This window comes from Streptomyces sp. NPDC040432, from assembly GCF_055595445.1.
Window position 1 is genome coordinate 270,429 of the sequence record NZ_JBVIVP010000007.1, and the last position, 16,038, is coordinate 286,466.

14 protein-coding genes are annotated in these 16,038 nt (G+C 73.8%); 6 read left to right on the forward strand and 8 right to left on the reverse strand.

Annotation, left to right across the window (positions count from 1 at the left end; genetic code table 11):
- The first annotated feature begins 17 nt into the window (after positions 1-17).
- The 4 genes from ACZ58N_RS18545 to ACZ58N_RS18560 all read left to right on the forward strand — a co-directional run bounded on the left by ACZ58N_RS18545 (position 18) and on the right by ACZ58N_RS18560 (position 4,353).
- On the forward strand, positions 18-884 hold the full coding sequence (locus ACZ58N_RS18545; protein ID WP_471160712.1) for an NTP transferase domain-containing protein: 867 nt from the start codon (positions 18-20) through the stop codon (positions 882-884).
- The gene (locus ACZ58N_RS18550; protein WP_471160714.1) at positions 881-2,170 is read left to right on the forward strand and encodes a molybdopterin molybdotransferase MoeA; all 1,290 of its coding nucleotides are present in this window, start codon (positions 881-883) and stop codon (positions 2,168-2,170) included. The genes ACZ58N_RS18545 and ACZ58N_RS18550 overlap by 4 nt, the downstream gene beginning before the upstream one ends.
- The gene (locus ACZ58N_RS18555) at positions 2,158-3,258 is read left to right on the forward strand and encodes a potassium channel family protein (protein ID WP_471160717.1); all 1,101 of its coding nucleotides are present in this window, start codon (positions 2,158-2,160) and stop codon (positions 3,256-3,258) included. Before ACZ58N_RS18550 ends, ACZ58N_RS18555 begins: the two co-directional genes overlap by 13 nt.
- A 117-nt stretch (positions 3,259-3,375) precedes the next feature.
- Positions 3,376-4,353 carry an NAD(P)H-quinone oxidoreductase gene (locus tag ACZ58N_RS18560; RefSeq protein ID WP_471160720.1) on the forward strand — a complete coding sequence of 326 codons (978 nt, stop codon included), beginning with the start codon at positions 3,376-3,378 and terminating at the stop codon, positions 4,351-4,353.
- Positions 4,354-4,542: 189 nt separating this feature from the next.
- Here the strand turns inward: ACZ58N_RS18560 and ACZ58N_RS18565 are convergent, their stop codons facing one another.
- The 3 genes from ACZ58N_RS18565 to pdhA are packed head-to-tail and all read right to left on the reverse strand — an operon-like array spanning position 4,543 to position 8,020.
- On the reverse strand, positions 4,543-5,880 hold the full coding sequence (locus ACZ58N_RS18565) for a dihydrolipoamide acetyltransferase family protein (protein ID WP_471160722.1): 1,338 nt from the start codon (positions 5,878-5,880) through the stop codon (positions 4,543-4,545).
- Positions 5,880-6,848: an alpha-ketoacid dehydrogenase subunit beta gene (locus tag ACZ58N_RS18570; RefSeq protein ID WP_385690900.1), complete on the reverse strand. Its 969-nt coding sequence runs from the start codon at positions 6,846-6,848 to the stop codon at positions 5,880-5,882. The genes ACZ58N_RS18565 and ACZ58N_RS18570 overlap by 1 nt, the downstream gene beginning before the upstream one ends.
- A 35-nt stretch (positions 6,849-6,883) precedes the next feature.
- Positions 6,884-8,020, reverse strand: a complete 1,137-nt coding sequence (pdhA, locus tag ACZ58N_RS18575) for a pyruvate dehydrogenase (acetyl-transferring) E1 component subunit alpha (RefSeq protein WP_471160724.1) — start codon at positions 8,018-8,020, stop codon at positions 6,884-6,886.
- Positions 8,021-8,198: 178 nt separating this feature from the next.
- Between pdhA and ACZ58N_RS18580 the strand changes: the two genes are divergently transcribed.
- A complete protein-coding gene (locus ACZ58N_RS18580; RefSeq protein ID WP_471160726.1) occupies positions 8,199-8,753 on the forward strand; it encodes an Lrp/AsnC family transcriptional regulator in 555 nt (184 codons plus the stop codon).
- A gap of 157 nt (positions 8,754-8,910) precedes the next feature.
- On the opposite strand, the gene ACZ58N_RS18585 is transcribed toward ACZ58N_RS18580, so the two are convergent.
- The gene (locus ACZ58N_RS18585; protein ID WP_281209349.1) at positions 8,911-9,498 is read right to left on the reverse strand and encodes a TetR/AcrR family transcriptional regulator; all 588 of its coding nucleotides are present in this window, start codon (positions 9,496-9,498) and stop codon (positions 8,911-8,913) included.
- Complete coding sequence (locus tag ACZ58N_RS18590; RefSeq protein ID WP_471160728.1) at positions 9,495-11,015, reverse strand: 3-hydroxyacyl-CoA dehydrogenase; 1,521 nt, start codon at positions 11,013-11,015, stop codon at positions 9,495-9,497. Before ACZ58N_RS18590 ends, ACZ58N_RS18585 begins: the two co-directional genes overlap by 4 nt.
- Positions 11,016-11,183: 168 nt before the next feature.
- Here ACZ58N_RS18590 and paaN point away from each other — a divergent pair, with 168 nt between their 5' ends.
- Entirely contained in the window at positions 11,184-12,866 is a 1,683-nt protein-coding gene (gene paaN / locus ACZ58N_RS18595; protein ID WP_471160731.1) for a phenylacetic acid degradation protein PaaN, read from the forward strand.
- Between the two features lie 214 nt (positions 12,867-13,080).
- Here paaN and ACZ58N_RS18600 read toward each other — a convergent pair whose 3' ends face one another.
- From ACZ58N_RS18600 to ACZ58N_RS18610, 3 genes are all read right to left on the reverse strand, one after another.
- The gene (locus ACZ58N_RS18600) at positions 13,081-13,839 is read right to left on the reverse strand and encodes a TrmH family RNA methyltransferase (RefSeq protein WP_471160733.1); all 759 of its coding nucleotides are present in this window, start codon (positions 13,837-13,839) and stop codon (positions 13,081-13,083) included.
- A gap of 66 nt (positions 13,840-13,905) precedes the next feature.
- Positions 13,906-15,183 carry an HTTM domain-containing protein gene (locus ACZ58N_RS18605; protein WP_471160736.1) on the reverse strand — a complete coding sequence of 426 codons (1,278 nt, stop codon included), beginning with the start codon at positions 15,181-15,183 and terminating at the stop codon, positions 13,906-13,908.
- Positions 15,168-15,911 carry a DUF5819 family protein gene (locus ACZ58N_RS18610; protein ID WP_471160738.1) on the reverse strand — a complete coding sequence of 248 codons (744 nt, stop codon included), beginning with the start codon at positions 15,909-15,911 and terminating at the stop codon, positions 15,168-15,170. The genes ACZ58N_RS18605 and ACZ58N_RS18610 overlap by 16 nt, the downstream gene beginning before the upstream one ends.
- Between the last annotated feature and the right edge of the window lie 127 nt (positions 15,912-16,038).

The window sequence follows — 16,038 nt, forward strand, 5'->3', positions numbered from 1 at the left end:
GCCCGCATACTCGGGGCATGAGCTACGACGCGATCGTCCTCGCCGGCGGCGCCGCGCGCCGCCTCGGCGGGGCCGACAAGCCCGGCCTGCGCGTCGGCGGCCGGGCCCTGCTGGACCGGGTCCTCGACGCGTGCGCCGAGGCCGGGACCACCGTCGTGGTCGGCGACCGACGGGCGACGTCCCGCCCGGTGCGCTGGGCCCGCGAGGACCCGCCCGGCGGCGGCCCGGTGGCCGCGCTGGACGCCGGGTTGCGGGCCACGACGGCCGAGCTGGTCCTGGTGCTCTCCGCCGACCTGCCCTTCCTCGACCGGGACACCGTCCGTGCGCTGCTGGCCGCCGACGGGGCCGACGGGGCGCTGCTCCGGGACCCCGACGGGCGGAACCAGCCGTTGGTCGCGGCCTACCGGGCCGAGCCGCTGCGCCGCGAGATCGCCCTGCTGGCCACCGAGCACGGCGGCCTGTCCGGGCTGCCGCTGCGCGCGCTGACCGGCGAGCTCGATCTGACGTCCGTCCCCGCCGCTGCGCCACTCGCCTCCTTCGACTGCGACACCTGGGAGGACCTGGCGGCGGCCCGCGCCCGGATCAGGGAGCATGGGACCGTGCTGGAGCAATGGATCAACGCCGCCAAGAACGAGCTCGGCATCGACGTCGACGTCGACGTCACGGCCCTGCTCGACCTCGCCCGTGACGCCGCCCACGGCGTCGCCCGACCCGCGGCTCCGCTGACGACCTTCCTCGTCGGCTACGCGGCCGCCCGCGCCGAGGCGCAGGGCGCCGACCCGGCGCAGGCCGTCCTCGACGCCTGCCACCGGACCGCCGAGCTGGCCCTGCGCTGGGCCGAGGAGGCGCAGCCCGCCGATCCCCAGGAGAGCGGCTCAGGATGACCCGTACCGACGCCGACGGCGCCCTGGACGAAGCCCTTGCCCTGGTCAGCCGCGATGCCCGGGCCCACGCCGCGGAGGGCCACCGGGCCACGGCCTGGCCGCAGGCCCGGACGGTGGCCGTCCGGGCCGGCTCCGGCGTACGCGGCAGCAGCCACCGGGTCACGCTCCCGGACGCACTGGGCGAGGTGCTGGAGGCCCCCCTGGAGGCCCTGAGCGACCTGCCCTCCTTCGACACCTCCGCCATGGACGGATGGGCCGTCGCCGGCCCCGGCCCCTGGCGGATGCGCGCCGGTGGGGTCCTGGCCGGGACGGAGCCGCCGGCGGCCCTCGCGGACGGCGAGGCCGTCCGGATCGCCACGGGCGCCCGGATCCCGGCGGACACCAGCGCCGTGATCCGCAGCGAGCACGTCCGCGAGGCCGGCGCCCAGTTGTACGCCGAGCGACCCGTCGGCACCGGCCAGGACATCCGCCCGCGCGGCCAGGAGTGCCGCTCCGGGGACCTGTTGCTGCCCGTCGGTTCCCTCGTCACCCCGGCCGTCCTCGGCCTGGCCGCGGCGGCCGGGTACGACGAGCTGGTCACCCGGCCCCGACCCCGCGTGGAGATCCTCGTCCTCGGCGACGAACTGCTGGCCGAGGGCCGCCCCCACGACGGCCTGATCCGCGACGCCCTCGGACCCATGCTCGGTCCCTGGCTGACCCGGCTCGGCGCGCAGGTCACCGGCACGCGCCGGCTCGGGGACGACCCGGCCGGCGCGGAAGCCCTGTACGAGGCCGTCACCGGCTCCACCGCGGACCTCTTGATCACCACCGGCGGCACCGCCTCCGGGCCCGTCGACCACGTGCACCCCGTGCTGGCCCGTGCCGGCGCCGAACTGCTCGTGGACGGGGTCGCCGTGCGCCCCGGGCACCCGATGCTCCTGGCCCGCATCGGCGACCGGGCGCAGGGGCGCCACGTCGTCGGCCTGCCCGGGAACCCGCTGGCCGCCGTGTCCGGGCTGCTGACCCTCGCCGAGCCCCTGCTGCGCGCCCTCGCGGGCCGCCGGCAGCGGCCGCGCTACACGGTGCCGGTGCAGGGGGACGTGCCCGGCCACCCGCACGACACCCGGCTCGTGCCGGTGCTGCTGACCGACGAACATGCCGTGCCGCTGCGGTACAACGGCCCGGCGATGCTGCGCGGCGTGGCCGCCGCCGACGCGCTGGCCGTCGTACCGCCGCACGGCGCACGATCCGGGCAGGACCTCGAAATCCTCGACCTGCCCTGGGCTTCGGGGGGATGTTTCACGTGAAACTTCACGGCCAGGACGCCATGGCGCGCGGCGCGGACGAGAAGCTCGTCTCGCGCCGCATCAAGCTGCCCAAACGCGTCGTCGAGAAGCCGCTGCGGCAGGTGAGCCGGCGGCTGCTGATGGCCCTGTTCGTCCTGTGCCTGACGGTCCTGATCGTCTGGCTCGACCGCGACGGGTACCACGACAACGCGAACGGATCGGTCGATCTCCTCGACTGCGTCTACTACGCGACCGTCACCCTGTCCACGACGGGATACGGCGACATCGTCCCGTACAGCGACACCGCGCGGCTGGTCAACATCCTGCTGATCACCCCGCTGCGGGTGCTGTTCCTGATCATCCTGGTCGGCACCACCCTGGAAGTGCTCACGGAACGCACCAGGGAAGAATGGCGGCTGAGTCGCTGGAGGAAGAACTTGCGTGAGCACACGGTCGTCGTCGGCTTCGGTACGAAGGGCCGCTCGGCGCTGCAGACGCTGCTGGCCACCGGCCTCAGCAGGGAACAGGTCGTCATCGTCGACCCCAGCGCCAAGGTCATCGACATCGCCAACGCGGAGGGGTTCACGGGCGTGGTCGGCGACGCCACCCGCTCGGACGTCCTGCTGCGGGCGGAGATCCAGAAGGCCCGTCAGATCGTCATCGCCACCCAGCGGGACGACACGGCGGTCCTCGTGACGCTGACGGCACGCCAGCTCAACCGGGGCGCGAAGATCGTCGCGGCGGTCCGCGAGGAGGAGAACGCGCCGCTGCTGAAGCAGTCCGGCGCGGACGCGGTCATCACCAGCGCGAGCGCGGCCGGACGGCTCCTCGGGCTGTCCGTGCTCAGCCCGAGCGCGGGCACCGTGATGGAGGACCTCATCCAGCAGGGCAGCGGCCTCGACCTGATCGAACGGCCCGTCAACAAGTCCGAGGTGGGCCGGAGCGTGCGGGAGACCGACGACCTGGTGGTGAGCGTGCTGCGCGGCCACCGCCTGCTCGCCTACGACGACCCGCACGCGAGCCCGCTGCAGTTGACCGACCGGGTCATCACCATCGTGCGTGCCACGCGCCCGCTCTCGCCGCAGGCCACGCTCGGCCCGGCGGAGTAGGACGGCGGCGGGTCGGCTCGGGTCCTCGCCGTCCGCGGCCGGCGCCGGCGCGGCGGCCCGTTGGCGTGCCGGTCCACGTGCTGGGCCGCGCGGGCGGGTTCGCGTAGCCTCCGGGCCATGCATGCGATCACGATCGAGCAGCCCGGTGGCCCCGAGGCCCTCGTCTGGGCCGACGTACCCGATCCGGTGGCCGGCGAGGGGGAGGTGCTCGTCGAGGTCGCGGCGAGCGCCGTGAACCGCGCCGACGTCCTCCAGCGACAAGGTTTCTACGATCCGCCGCCCGGCGCCTCGCCCCACCCCGGCCTGGAGTGTTCCGGCCGCATCGCCGCCGTCGGGCCGGGAGTGTCCGGCTGGTCGGTCGGCGACGAGGTGTGCGCGCTGCTGTCCGGTGGTGGGTACGCGCAGCGGGTGGCCGTGCCGGCCGGGCAGCTCCTGCCGGTGCCGGAGGGCATCGACCTGGTGAGCGCCGCCGCGCTGCCGGAGGTCGTCGCGACGGTGTGGTCCAACGTGTTCATGGTCGCCGGGCTGCGTCCCGGCGAGACCCTGCTCGTCCACGGCGGCTCCAGCGGGATCGGCACGATGGCGATCCAGCTCGGCAAGGCGGTCGGCGCACGGGTCGCGGTGACCGCGGGCGGCAAGGAGAAGCTGGCGCGCTGCGCGGAGCTCGGCGCGGACGTCCTGATCGACTACCGCGAGCAGGACTTCGTGGAGGAGCTGCGGTCCGCGACGGGCGGTGCCGGGGCGGACGTGATCCTCGACATCATGGGCGCGAAGTACCTGGCGCGGAACCTGGACGCGCTCGCCGTCAACGGGCGGCTCGCCGTGATCGGGATGCAGGGCGGGGTGAAGGCCGAACTGAACCTCGGCATCCTGCTCGCCAAGCGGGCCGCGATCACCGCCACCTCGCTGCGGACCCGCCCCCTGGAGGAGAAGGCCGCCATCATCGCGGCCGTACGGGAGCACGTGTGGCCGCTGGTGGCTGCGGGACGGGTGCGTCCCGTGGTGCACGCGACGTACCCGATGGCCGAGGCCGCGGAGGCCCACCGGGTGCTGGAGTCCAGCGCCCACGTCGGCAAGCTGCTGCTGACCGTGTAGCCCCCCACGGCCGGGCGGGAAACGGGGTTCACGGCCGGGCGGGGTGGGGGTCCCGCCCGGCCGTGGTTCCCGGGGCCGCCGCCCCGGGAGTTCTTCGCCCGCCGCTGCGGCGGGTCGTACCCGCCGGATCCTGCCGGGACCGCGGGGTACGACACCGCGGCCCCGGCCGCCGGGATCCGGACGGGCGGTTCAGAGGCTGCGGAGCAGCACCGCCGGGTTCTCCACGCAGTCGGCGACGTACCGCAGGAAGCCGCCCGCCGTGCCGCCGTCGCAGACCCGGTGGTCGAAGGTCAGCGACAGCTGGACGACCTTGCGCACGGCCAGCTCCCCCTGGTGCACCCACGGCTTGGGGATGATCCGGCCCACGCCGAGCATCGCGGCCTCGGGGTGGTTGATGATCGGCGTGGAGCCGTCGACCCCGAACACCCCGTAGTTGTTGAGAGTGAACGTCCCGCCCGTGAGGTCGGACGGCGCCAGCTTGCCCGCCCGGGCGAGCTCGGTCAGCCGGGCGAACTCGGCCGACAGGGACTCCGGGCTGCGGTCCTGCGCGTCCCGGACCACCGGGACCATGAGCCCGCGCCCGGTCTGCGCGGCGAAGCCGAGGTGCACGGCCGGGAGCCGGACGATCTCGTTCGCCGCGAGGTCGACGGTGGAGTTGAGTTCCGGGTACTTGGCGAGCGCGGCCGTACAGATCCGGGCGAGCAGCGCGAGGACCGAGATCTTCGGGCCGTCCACGGCGTTCATCGCGGCCCGGGCCGCCATCAGTTCGGTGGCGTCCGCGTCGACCCAGCAGGTGGCCTCGGGGATCTCGCGGCGGCTGCGCGAGAGCTTCTCGGCGACGACCCCGCGCAGCCCCTTGAGCGGGATCCGCTCGCCCTGGGCGGCGGGACGGGGCGCCGCGTCGGACGCCGCGGGCACATGCTCCGGGGCGACCGCCGCGGAGGCGCCCGCGAGGGCCGCCTCGACGTCGGCCCGCAGGATCAGGCCCTCCGGGCCGGAGCCGTGCAGCGCCCGCAGGTCGAGCCCGTTGTCCCGGGCCAGCTTGCGCACCAGCGGCGAGATCACCGGAACGGGCCCGACGGCCACGGGAGCCGCAGGGGCCACGGCCGCCGGAGCGGCAACGGCCACGGCGGCAGGGGCGGCCGGGACCGCGGCCGACGCCGTGCCCGCCGGCCGGACCCGGCGGCGCCGCGCCGGCCGGGAGTGGTCCGTGCCGTAGCCGACCAGGACGTTGCCCGACCCGGAAGCCGTCTCCGCCGGCTCGGGCTCCGGCATGGTGCCCGAGCCGACCGCCACCGTGATCAGCGGGGCCCCGACCGGGAGCTCCGTGCCCTCCTCACCGAAGCGCGCGGTGACCACGCCCCCGTACGGGCAGGGGACCTCGACCATCGCCTTGGCGGTCTCGACCTCGACGACGGGCTGGTCGATCTCGACCACGTCGCCCACGGCCACCAGCCAGCGGACGATCTCCGCCTCGGTCAGCCCCTCCCCGAGGTCGGGCAGCTTGAACTCCAGTACCTGCGGCATCAGTTCTCCCACTGCAGGCGGGCCACGGTGTCCAGGATCCGGTCCACACCGGGCAGGTGGTGCTTCTCCAGCATCGGCGGCGGGTACGGGATGTCGAAGCCCGTCACGCGCAGCACGGGCGCCTCCAGGTGGTGGAAGCAGCGCTCCGTCACGCGGGCGGCGATCTCCGCGCCCGGTCCGCCGAAGCCGCCGGCCTCGTGGACCACGACCGCGCGCCCGGTACGGCGCACGGAGGCCACGACCGTCTCCTCGTCGAACGGGACGAGCGAGCGCAGGTCCACGACCTCCAGGTCCCAGCCCTCCTCGCGGGCCGCCTCGGCCGCCTCCAGACAGACCGGCAGCGACGGCCCGTAGGTGATCAGCGTGGCGCTCGTGCCCGCCCGGCGGACCAGCGCCTTGCCGATCCCGGGGACCTCGTCCGGGGCGTCCGGCGACCACGGCGACTTCGACCAGTACAGCCGCTTGGGCTCCAGGAAGACCACCGGGTCGTCGCTCGCGATCGACGCGCGCAGCAGCCCGTACGCGTCCTCGACCGTCGCCGGGGTGACGACCGTCAGGCCGGGCGTGGCGACGTAGTACGCCTCGGAGGAGTCGCAGTGGTGCTCGACGCCGCCGATGCCACCGCCGTACGGGACGCGGATGGTGATCGGCAGCGGCATCGCGCCCCGGGTGCGGTTGCGCATCTTCGCCACGTGCGAGATGAGCTGCTCGAAGGCCGGGTACGCGAACGCGTCGAACTGCATCTCCACGACCGGCCGCAGCCCGTACATGGCCATGCCGACCGCGGTGCCGAGGATCCCGGCCTCCGCGAGCGGGGTGTCCGTCACGCGGTCCTCGCCGAACTCCTTCACGAGGCCGTCCGTGATCCGGAAGACCCCGCCCAGCGCCCCGACGTCCTCGCCCATGACGTGGACCGTCGGGTCCTCGGCCATCGCGTCGCGCATGGCCCGGGTGAGGGCCTGCGCCATCGTCGCGGGCTTCACCGCCCGCTGTGCCACCGTGCTCACGCCTCTTCCTCGGCTTCCAGTTCGGCGCGCAGCAGGTCGGCCTGCTCGCGCAGTCGTCCGGTCTGCTCCGCGTAGACGTGCGCGAAGAGGTCCATCGGGTCCACGACCGGTTCGGCGTTCATCCGCTCGCGCAGGTTCGCGGCCATCTCCTCGGCCGCGTCGCGCGCTTCCCGGATGCCGTCCTCGTCGAGGATCCCGCGGGCGGTGAGCTCGCGCTCCAGCAGTTCGACCGGGTCGTGCGCCTTCCAGGCCTCCACCTCGGCGTCGGTGCGGTAGCGGGTCGCGTCGTCGGCGTTCGTGTGGGCCTCCATCCGGTACGTGACGGCCTCGATGAGGGTCGGGCCGCCGCCGGTGCGGGCGCGCTGGACGGCCTCGGTGAGGACCTCGTGCATGGCCGCGACGTCGTTCCCGTCGACCAGCCGGCCGGGCATCCCGTAGCCGACGGCCTTGTGGGCCAGCGTCGGCGCCGCGGTCTGCTTGGCGAGCGGGACGGAGATGGCGAAGCCGTTGTTCTGGACCAGGAAGACCACCGGGGCCTGCCAGACGGCCGCGAAGTTCAGCGCCTCGTGGAAGTCGCCCTCGCTGGTGCCGCCGTCACCGACCATGGCCAGCGCGACGACCTCGTCCCCGCGCAGCCGGGCGGCGTGGGCGACGCCCACCGCGTGCGGCAGCTGGGTGGCGAGGGGGGTGCACAGCGGGGCTATCCGGTACTCGCGCGGGTCGTAGCCGGTGTGCCAGTCGCCCCGCAGCAACGTGAGGGCCTGTACGGGGTCCAGCCCGCGCGCCACGGCCGCCAGGGTGTCCCGGTAGCTCGGGAAGAGCCAGTCCTGCTCCTCCAGGACCAGGGCGGCCGCGATCTCGCAGGCCTCCTGGCCGACGGTGGACGGGTACACGGCGAGACGGCCCTGCCGGGTCAGCGCGGTGGCCTGCGCGTTGTAGCGGCGGCCTCGCACGAGTTCGGCGTAGTACCGGCGCATCAGCACCGGATCGAGGCGGTCGGCCGCCTCGGTGCCCAGCACCCGGTACGGCTCGGGGTCCGGAAGCAGCGCGGCTGCGTCCGTACGGGGCCTCCAGGCGGGCGGCGGGGTTGCACGGTGGGACGCACCGGCACCGGGCAGCTCTTGGACCGTCATGGCGGCGTACACCTCCTCGTGGGAAGCGGGCAGGGAGTGCCCCGGATGTGAGGCCCCTCACCAACCGATTGTTCGGTTGCCCGGGCAATTTGGCTACAGGCGGCTCCAGGCTGTGGACAAACTGGCGCCGGGGCCGTGGGATGGGTGCAGGACGTCCAGGAGAGGGAGGCATCGGGCAATGCCGGATGAACAAATGGCCGGAGCGGGTTCGACGCCGGTCCCGCCGGGGGCGGCCCCCGGCGCCCCTCCGGTGCCTCCCCGCCCCCTGGATCCGATCGACCGGTCGATCATGCGGCTGCTCCAGGCGGACGGCCGGGCCTCCATACGCTCGGTGGCCGAGCAGGTCCACGTGTCGCGGGCCAACGCCTACGCCCGCATCAACCGGCTCATCGACGACGGGGTGATCCGCGGGTTCACGGCCCGGGTGAACCACGAGAGGGCCGGTCAGGGCGCCTCCGCCTACATCACCCTGAAGATCGTCCAGAACTCGTGGCGGACGGTGCGCGAACAACTGCGCGAGCTGCCCGGCGCGGCGCACATCGCGCTGGTCAGCGGGGATTTCGACGTACTGCTGCTCGTCCACACCCCGGACAACCGGACCCTGCGCGAGCTGGTGCTGACGCGCCTCCAGTCCATCCCGGAGGTCCTCTCCACGCGCACGCTGCTGGTCTTCGAGGAGACGGACCTCCTCGACCCGGGGCCGGCCGCCGGCCCGGCCCTCGCGGAGGAGTGAACCGCCCGCCCCGCCCGCCCACCGGTACGACTGGTCCGACCGGGTGGTGCGAGGGGGCGGCCGGGTGGCGAGAGGGGCGGCCGAGCGCACGAACGCGCCCCCGGGGGATCCCCGGGGGCGCGTTCGTGTCCGGGGACGGCTCGTCGCCGCCGCGGCCCTACGGAGTCGCGCGGAGCCCGTCGAAGGCCATGTGGACCACCGCGTCGGCGAGCTGCCCGTGGTCCGCGCCGGGGTGCGGGCGGTACCACTCCACGAGCGAGTTCACCATGCCGAACAGCAGGCGCGTGGCGAGCCGGATGTCCACGTCGGCGCGCAGGTCGCCGTCGGCGGCGGCGGCCTTCAGCAGGTCGGCCACCCGGTGGTCGAACTCGCGGCGCCGCTCCAGCGCCCAGCGTTCGGTGCGGGTGTTGCCGCGGACCCGCAGCAGCAGGGTCACGTACGGCAGTTCGCCGAGCAGCACCTCGACCGTCCGCCGGGTCACGTACTCGACGCGTTCGACCGCCCGACCGCGTACGGCGCCGGGTTCGTCGAGGACGGCGAAGAGGCCGTCCAGGGCTCGGCTCACGGCCCGCAGCAGCAGCTCCTCCTTGCCCGCCACGTGGTGGTAGATGGAGGACTTGGAGATTCCGGCCGCCTTGGAGAGGTGCTCCATCGAGGTGCCGTCGTAACCCCGCTCGATGAAGACCTGCACGGCCACGGAGAGCAGCGTCTCCGGGGTGTAGGTGTCCCGCCTGACAGTGGTCATGCCGTGTCCTCCCCCTCGTCGTCCGCGCCCGCCGCGTAGCCCAGCCTGAACAGCGCCAGCGAGGGCGCGTAGCGGCCGCCGGGACAGCGTTCGTCCAGGTTGTGCAGCAGGTCGTAGGCCCAGTCCGGGCCGAGCCGCTCGTGCCAGGCGGACGGACCCAGCGGGTAGTTGACGCCGAGCGTCATCGCGGTGTCGATGTCCTCGGCGTCCGCGACGCCCCGCGCCACGGCGTCGGCGGTCAGGTCGATCAGCATGGCGACGGTCCGGGCGACGATCATGCCGGGGACGTCGCCGATGACGGACACCTTCTTGCCCAGCTTCTGGAAGAGCCCGACGGCCTCGGCCAGGGTCCGAGCGCTGACGTCCTCGCTCGCCGAGAGCGCGATCCGGGTGGCGCCCCGGTAGTCCAGGGCGAGGTCGAAGTAGACGACGTCGGTGAACTCCACGGAGGTCTTGCCGTCCGCGAGCACCAGCTGGCCGTCTCCGGGCAGCTGGATGTACGGCCCACCGTGCCCGGTGGCCGTCACCGCGATCCCGGCCTCCTCGATGAGCTCGGCAAGCTCCGCCGCCGGCCCGAGGTCGCCGACGACGGTGACCTTGTCCGGCGCCTCCTCGGGGCCCGCCGTGTGCGGCTCGGGGAGCGGGGCGTCCTCCCCGTACGCGAACCAGCCCTGCCCGGACTTCCGGCCGAGCCGGCCCGACTGGACCAGCCGGCGCTGGGCGAGCGAGGGGGTGAACTTGGGGCTCCGGAAGAACGAGTCCCAGACGGAACGGGTGACGGCCTCGTTGACGTCCTGGCCGATCAAGTCCGTGAGCTGGAAGGGACCCATCCGGAAGCCGCCGCTCTCGCGGAGCACGGCGTCGATGGTGGCCGGATCGGCTCCCCGTTCCTCGTACACCGCGAAGGACTCCGCGTAGAACGGTCGGGCGATCCGGTTGACGATGAACCCGGGGGTGTCGGAGCAGCGGACCGGGGTCTTGCCCCAGCCGAGGACCGTGCCGTAGGCGCTCTCGGCCACGTCGGGGTCGGTCGCGTGGCCGCTGACGACCTCGACGAGCGGCAGCAGCGGCGCGGGGTTGAAGAAGTGCAGGCCGAGGAAGCGGCCGGGGTGGCGGAGGCCGGCCGCGAGCTCGGTGACGGAGAGCGAGGAGGTGTTGGTCGCCAGCACCGCCTCCGGCGCGATCACCCCTTCGAGGGCGGCGAAGAGAGTTCGCTTGACGGTGACGTCCTCGACGACGGCCTCGATGACGAGGGCCGATCCGGCGAGGTCGGCGAGCGTGCCCGCCGCGCCGATCCGGCCGATGGCCTCCTCGGCCTCGGCACGGTCCAGCCGGCCCTTGGCGGCCATCCGTTCGACACGGTCGCGCACGAGCCCCGCGCCGGCCTCGGCGAAGGCGGGGTCGATGTCGTGGAGCAGCACGCGGTGACCCGCGAGGAGGGCGACCTGGGCGATGCCCTGCCCCATGGTGCCGGCGCCGATGACCGCCACAGTGCGGGACCGCTCGATTGCTGTCATGTCCTGATCCTCCCGCACCGACTTATCCACAGGCCTGCCGGGCCCTCTTGTCCCGACCGATCGTTCGGTTACTCTAACTCCAGTCTGCTCTTCTTCACCCGCCCCTGCCTGATCTCAGCCTGCGAAACCAGCCTGATCTTGCCCGGCTCAACGAGGAGTTGGTCCCTGATGGCCGCCGAGCTCACCCTCCCCCAGCTGTCCGAGAAGCACCGGCCCACCCTGGACCAGGCGCTGGCTGCCATCCGCAGTCGCGCCTACTGGTCCCCGCACCCCGAACACCCCAAGGCCTACGGGGAGACCGCCCCGGCCGACGGGCTCGCCGCCTTCGAGGCCGTCCGCGGTACCCGCTTCGCACTCGACCAGCCCGGCACCGACGGCTGGACGGGCGGCGAGGTCTCCCCGTACGGCCCGGAGCTGGGCGTCGAGTACCCGCACGCCGACCCGGACGTGCTGCTGCCCGCGATGCGGGCCGGCGCGGGCGCCTGGCGGGACGCCGGGCCCGAGGCCCGCGCCCTGGTCTGCATCGAGATCCTGGCCCGGATCGGCGCGCGGACGCACGAGTTCGCGCACGCGGTCATGCACACCAGCGGCCAGGCCTTCATGATGGCGTTCCAGGCCGGCGGCCCCCACGCCCAGGACCGCGGCCTGGAGGCCGTGGCCTACGCGTACGAGGAGCAGACCCGCGTACCCGGCCGGGCCGACTGGTCGAAGCCCCAGGGCAAGCGGGACCCGCTGGAGCTCGACAAGACCTTCACCGCCGTCCCCCGGGGCATCTCCCTGATGATCGGCTGCAACACCTTCCCCACCTGGAACGGCTACCCGGGCCTGTTCGCCTCGCTCGCCACCGGCAATCCCGTGCTGGTCAAGCCGCACCCGCGGGCCGTCCTGCCGCTGGCGCTCACCGTCAAGGTGGCCCGGGAGGTCCTCGCCGAGTCCGGTTTCGACCCGAACCTGGTGGCCCTCGCGGTCGAGCGCCCGGGCGAGGGCATCGCGAAGACCCTCGCGCTGCGCCCCGAAATCAAGATCATCGACTACACCGGCTCGACGGAGTTCGGGGACTGGCTGGAGGCCAACGCCCGCCAGGCCCAGGTCTACACGGAGAAGGCGGGCGTCAACACCGTCGTCCTCGACTCCACCTCCGACTACAAGGGGATGCTCTCCAACCTGGCGTTCTCGCTGTCCCTGTACAGCGGCCAGATGTGCACCACCCCGCAGAACCTGCTGATCCCGCGCGACGGCATCGCGACGGACGCCGGCCACAAGTCGTACGACGAGGTCGTCGCCGACCTCGCCGCCTCGGTCGGCGGCCTGCTGGGCGACGACGCCCGGGCCAACGCCCTCCTCGGCGCCCTGGTCAACCCGGACGTCAAGAGCCGCCTGGAGGCCGCCGCATCCCTCGGCGAGGTGGCCCTGGCCTCCCGCGAGGTGGTCAACCCGGAGTTCCCGGACGCCGTGGTGCGCACCCCGGTCGTGGTCAAGCTGGACGCCGCCAAGCCGGACCCCGAGGCGGCCTACCTCTCGGAGTGCTTCGGCCCGGTCTCCTTCGCGGTCGCGGTGGACTCCACCGCCGACGCCCTGGAGCTGCTGCGCCGCACGGTGCGGGAGAAGGGCGCGATGACGGTGGGCGCGTACACGACGTCACCGGACACCGAGCGCGCCATCGAGGAGGTCTGTCTGGAGGAGTCGGCGCAGCTCTCGCTGAACCTGACCGGCGGGGTCTACGTCAACCAGACCTCGGCCTTCTCCGACTTCCACGGCTCCGGCGGCAACCCGGCGGCGAACGCCGCCCTGTGCGACGGCGCGTTCGTCGCGAACCGCTTCCGCGTGGTGGAGGTCCGCCGCCAGGCGTGACCCGCTCGGGCCGCCCTGTCGACCGGGGCGGCCCCGTGCCGCCCCGGCCCACCTCCGCGAGCCTGCCGGGCGCGGTCGACATGCTGCTGATGACCGTCCGGAGCGTCCGGGGCGTCCGCGGGGAACAGGGCCACGTCAACCCACGGGCGGTCCTCGCTGCGGCTCCACGACCCCGCGGCCCCGGGCTCGGCCCCGCTCCGGCCGGCCCTCCTCGTCACGGCCGGGCCGGACCGCCCCAGTGGAAGAGGGTCATGGCCACGCTGGTGGCCAGGTTGTAGCTGGAGACCTGCGGGCGCATCGGCAGGGAGACGAGGTGGTCCGCCCGGGCCCGGAGCTCGGGTGAGATCCCGTGGCGCTCGGAGCCGAAGGCCAGCAGGGCGTCGTCCGGGAGGGCGAGGTCGCGGATGTCCGCGCCCTCCGGGTCGAGCGCGTACAGCGGCCCGGCCGGCAGTTCGTCCAGGGCGAGCCGTTCGACCGTGGTGGCGTAGTGCAGCCCTGCGCCGGCCCGCACCACGTTGGGGTGCCAGGGGTCGAGGTCACCACGGGTGACCACGCCCGTGGCGCCGAACCCGGCGGCGAGGCGGACGACGGCGCCCACGTTGCCCAGGTTGCGCGGGTTGTCGAGGACCACGACCGGCGCGGGCCGGGGCAGCCGCTCCAGTGCCGCCCGCCCGGCGGCCCGGTCGGGCCGGACGGCGAGCGCGGCGACGCCGGTGGGGTGGACGCGGGGCAGCAGGTCGCCCAACGGGGCGGACCGCACCAGCCGTCCCACCTCCGGGGCGACGTCCGGAGCGAGCTCGGCGGCCAGGGCCCGTACGGCGTCGGGGTCGTCGGCGACGACCGCCCGGATCTCGGCGCCGAAGCGCAGGGCGTGCTTCAGCGCGTGGAACCCGTCGAGCAGGACCACGGCGTCCTGCCCCGCGGTCTCCCGCCACTGCCGCACGCTCTCGTCGGGACTCCGCTGCTCGCTCATGCGCCGACCCTACGACGCCGCGGACGGGGCGCCGGCCCCGGAGGCGCCCACGGCCCCGCCCCGGGTTCAGCGCGGCAGCGCGCCGGGGTCCGCCCCGACCGTCGGCGCCTGCGGATCCTCCGGGGCCCGGAGATCCCGCGGACCCTCCCGGTCCACGCCGTCCACGCCCACGCCGTCCGAGGGCTCCCGCGCCCCCGGTACCGGCACCCGCCGCCCCCGCCCCCGTCCGGGGCGCAGCGCCGCGGCCCGCGCGCCGAGCCACACCAGGAAGGCCGTCGGCAGGAACACCGCGTCGGCGGCGATCATCGCCAGGGAGAAGAACGGCAGGCCCAGCAGCACCGCGATGCCGGCGTGCTCCAGCATCATGACCGCCAGCAGCACGTTCTTCACGCGCCGGTCGAACAGCGTGAACGGGAAGGCGACCTGCACCGCCACGGTCCCGTACGTCAGCAGCATCACCAGCGTTCCGCTGCCCGCCAGCAGCCCGGACAGCCCCGGCCACGGGGTGAAGTAGTCCAACCCGAGCGGGTAGTACAGCGCGGTCCCGTCCTGCCAGCGGGACCCCTGGATCTTGTACCAACCCGCCGTCGCGTAGATCAGGCACACCTCCGCCATGATCACCAGCATTCCGGCGTTGTGCAGGACGTTCGCCAGCACGTCCAGTACCGCCCGGGCGTCGCCCCGCGGCTCGAACCGGTCGACCAGCCACCACAGCCCGAGCCCCACCCACAACGCGGCGAAGGCCGACAGCCAGCCGGTGCTGAACCGCCCGGTCAGCGCGCCGTACGCGAGGAGCGCGCCCAGCACTCCCCAGAGCACCGGGCCCGCCGCGCCCACAGAGGCCGAACCCCGCAGGCGGACCCGACGCGCGTCCAGCGACCACACCTGCGCGCAGCGGGTGAGGACCAGGTACATCGCCATCAGGTGGATGACGTTGTCCCCGCCGTCGCCCATGAAGACGCTGCGGTTCTGCAGGGACAGCACGCCGACCATGAAGACCACGGACGTCGCCCGCGTGCGCCAGCCGAGCATCAGCAGCAGGCTCGCCAGCACGGAGACGATGTGGACCAGCTCGAACCAGAGCGTCGAGTCCGACCACATCAACACCGTGAACGCCCTGTTCGAGGCGATCAGCCGCTCGGCCAGCTGCCAGCTCCAGGGGCTGTCGGGCCCGTACAGCTCGTGCCGGTTCGGGAACTCCCGCAGCAGGAAGAACAGCCAGGTCCCGGCGAAACCGATGCGGACGACGGCGCTCTGGTACGGGCCCAGCGCCCGCCCGGTCACCTTCGCCAGGGCGGCGGCCGCGCGGGCCCGGGGCCCCGCCCGCTTCACACCGTCCACCACGGCAGCTCCCGGTAGTAGGTCTGGGTGTCGGTCTTCTCGGTGCTCCAGCTCGGCGCCGCGACGGCGGTGGTCGCCGAGCGCAGCTGGACGCGCACGATCCGGTCGCCGTCCCGCCCGCCGGTCGGAACGGTGTTCCCGCCGCCTCCGGTGAGCCGGTGCAGGGCGATCCGGCGCAGGTACTCCTCGGAGAGGGCGCCGCGGTCACCGTTCGGGCGGTTGTTCTCGTCGTGGGAGCCCGTGAAGAAGTCCCAGGCCCGGCGCAGCTCGTTCTGCTCCGTGTGGCTCGGCAGCAGGCTGTGCCGGATGGCCATTCCGTCCTCGGCGGACAGGTCGCGCCAATCGCCGGCGACGACCTCGCCCGAGGAGCTGCGGACCTCGGCCCGCACCTGCACGGAGATGTTCTGTTGGAGGGGGTTCGGGGCGAAGAGCTTCCAGTTCTGTTCGAACTCGGGGTAGACCCACCCGTCGACCAGGTCCGCGTGCTGCTTGCTCATCGTGTTCGAGGGCGCCACGTGCAGGAAGATCAGCGCCAGGTGCAGGCAGGCGGCGACGCCGACGGCCGCCAGGCCCAGGGCCGCCACGACCCGGTACGCCGTCGGCAGGCCCGCGATCCCGGGGATCCGGGGCGGGGCGTCCGGCCCGCCGGAGCCGTCGTCCGCCGGGTCGGGGGGTGCCGGAACGGCCGTCGGAAGTGCTCCTTCCGCAGGCTCGTGCTCGTTCGAAAACATCCCGCCCCGATCATCCGGCGTCCACAGGGTTGCCCACAGAGGTTGACACCCTACGGGCCGCCGTCTCACCATTGAAGAGGATGAACCGAACGATCGGTCGGTCGGGCGGACGGCAGAATCTGACAGG